1 pseudogene is annotated in these 536 nt (G+C 67.7%); it reads right to left on the minus strand.

The features are described 5' to 3' along the window. Positions 1–536, minus strand: a pseudogene (locus B447_RS21585) (sulfoacetaldehyde acetyltransferase); the annotation flags it as partial.

Raw genomic sequence — 536 nt, forward strand, 5'->3', positions numbered from 1 at the left:
AGCGCCACCGCCGCCGCCTTGGCATCACCGCAGATGCCCACCGAGATCTTCTTCACCAGCCCGAGCATCTTGTTGTCCGCGTCGATCTGGATGATCTTCGCGTTCTTGGGCCAGTAGTCCATGCCGTGCTGCGGCAGCGTACCGAACGGGCCCAGGCGCGAACCCAGCGCCACCACCACGTCGGCCTGGCTGATCAGCTTCATCGCCGCCTTCGAGCCCTGGTAGCCCAGCGGGCCGCACCACAGCGGGTGGCTCGCCGGGAACGAGTCGTTGTGCAGGTAGCTGTTGACCACCGGCGCGCCCAGGCGCTCGGCCAGCGCCTTGCACTCCTCGATCGCGTCGGCCATCACCACGCCGCCGCCCGAGATGATCACCGGGAACTTGGCCTTGGCCAGCAGCTCGGCCGCTTCATTGAGGCTTTGCTCGCCGCCCGCGCCACGGTCCAGCCGCGCCGGCTTGGGGATCTCGCAGGTGATCTCGCCGTAGAAGTAGTCGCGCGGAATGTTCAGCTGCGTCGGGCCCATCTCGCTCATCGC

The sequence above is a fragment of the Thauera sp. 27 genome (genome assembly GCF_000310125.2).
Classification (GTDB): Bacteria; Pseudomonadota; Gammaproteobacteria; order Burkholderiales; family Rhodocyclaceae; genus Thauera; species Thauera mechernichensis.